The sequence below is a fragment of the Desulfonatronospira sp. MSAO_Bac3 genome (assembly GCF_003838035.1).
GTDB lineage: Bacteria > Desulfobacterota > Desulfovibrionia > Desulfovibrionales > Desulfonatronovibrionaceae > Desulfonatronospira > Desulfonatronospira thiodismutans.
Map to the genome: position 1 here is coordinate 1 of NZ_QYZY01000154.1, position 1,922 is coordinate 1,922.

2 protein-coding genes are annotated in these 1,922 nt (G+C 50.1%); both read left to right on the forward strand.

The annotated features are described in order from the left end of the window. Nucleotides 1-60 precede the first annotated feature (60 nt). Nucleotides 61-774, forward strand: coding sequence for a GAK system XXXCH domain-containing protein (locus D5S03_RS05320; protein WP_287042897.1), 714 nt, complete (start codon nt 61-63; stop codon nt 772-774). Nucleotides 775-781: 7 nt separating this feature from the next. Then, on the forward strand, nt 782-1,922 hold a 1,141-nt coding region (locus D5S03_RS05325), incomplete at its 3' end, for a hypothetical protein (RefSeq protein ID WP_287042899.1).

The following is a 1,922-nucleotide window of genomic DNA, read 5'->3' on the forward strand; positions in this document are numbered from 1 at the left end:
AAATCAGAGCAGACACAAAGAATAATGAGTAGACATTGAAATTTTTAACCAGGGAGAAGCATGAGCAAGGGTAAAAAGTTCTCTCAAAGTCTGAGCCTGGAGGAGGCTTCAAATTTCCTGGCAGAACTGTCCGCAGCCCTGGAAAACAGGGAGGTAGTGCTGCAGGGCGAAAAAATCGACTGGGACAGCATCCGCAAACTGAAATGCTCGTTTTATCCAAGAGGTGACAATCTGACCCTCAAGGTCAGTGTGGAGCAAACCAGGCCCGGAAATGAATCAAATGGCCTGCCTAAAAAAAAGAAAGGCAGAAAAAACGCACTGAAGCAGCTCAAGGCCGGGGCAAAACTTAAACGATCAGAACTTAAAAACAGGGTCAGGACTGCCTTCCGGGGTATTATGGACACCAGTGTTAAAGACAAAACACAAGCTGATGAGGCTGGTGCAGCACCTGTCCAGACCCCCGGCACTGCAGGACCTTCCAGGAGCAAGACCGGCTACAAGACCTTGAAGAAAAGAATGAAAAAAACATTTGCCAGTATCCTGCGAAACGCGGCCAATTACCAGTTGCCCACACAAAAGGAAATGGACTCCTTTATAAACGATTCTCAGGCCATGGTTGAATTCCCCGGGTATGGAGACGAGTATTACCAGGAATACATGGACAGAGTATGGGAGATGCAGGAGGCCTTCAGGCAAAATGATCCCCGGGAATTAATGCACAAGGCTCAGGAAGTGAACCAGCTGCAGAAAGACTGCCACAAGCGATACAAGTAGACAGCCCATGAAAACCGATATGGAACAAACACATTACGAGGGGGATGAACTCAAGCAGGATCCAGGGACTGCGGTGCCGGACATCACGGAAATGGATCAGAGAATCCTGTCCGAGATTGTCTGCGTCCAGATAACTCCTGAAGAGATGCACAAAATCATCATGCCCGTCAAGCAGCAACCCCATCAGAAGACGGTCCTGGCTGTGCACTGGCACCCGGAATATATCCCCATGGAGCTCATCAAAAAAAGGATTGAAAACACCTTCCCCAACAAGGAACAGGAACTCATCATCCCCACCCAGCACAACGAGCTTCTGACTTACGACGACCAATACCATGGTGCGGAGATTGACTGCTATTCCAGGGGATTTCAGCGCAAGGTGCAGCTTCTGCTGCACTGCAGGCTTCAAGACCCTGACAGGGCGGGCGTTCTGAAATCAATGCTCAACCATACGTACGAATACCGCTCCAGCCAGCTTTTTGAACTTCTGGACACTTTCATGGATCCCAAGTGGGAAGACTATCTGCAGTTGGCCGCCGAAGGCACCGGAGTCGGGGAAGAAGTGGTCCATTTCGCCAGGGTTCAGACCTACAAACTATACCGCCTTCTTCAGGAGCATGAGAACTCCATCTCCAGGGATTTTTTTAAAAACAAGCTGCTGCGGGACTTTATTGACGGCCAGAGACACCTTTACCCCGACCAGTTCATCAACAGGGTCCAGGTGTTCGTCAAATCCGTGAAAAAAATCGTCAAGGCCAACTTCAGCCTGGAATACTTCTACCGCACCTCTGAAGTCATTGAAGAGGCCAGAAGCCTGGGATGCGGTATAGTTGTGCCCCACCCTGAACAGTTCTGGCCCATACTGCTTTGTGACTACGACATAGACGGTTACGAAGTGTGGAACCCCCAGTCCAGGGAATATACCGAGTTCCTGGTCAATGTCATCAACCGCCAGAACAAGTCCAGGAGCAGGTCCCAGAGGCCCCTTCTGGTATTTATGGGCGATGACGCCCACATGGGGGAAAAAATAAAGGACCCCACTAAAATAGAGGCCGCCAAGTACTACCGGGAAATCGGGGTTCAGCCGGCATGGGATGATCTGACCATTAAAAAGTCACTGATCATAGGCAACTTTGACCGCCGGAAAG

Excerpts from the sequence above, each read along its gene's own strand:
- D5S03_RS05320 (WP_287042897.1), top strand. The coding sequence starts at position 61 with ATGAGCAAGGGTAAAAAGTTCTCTCAAAGTCTGAGCCTGGAGGAGGCT.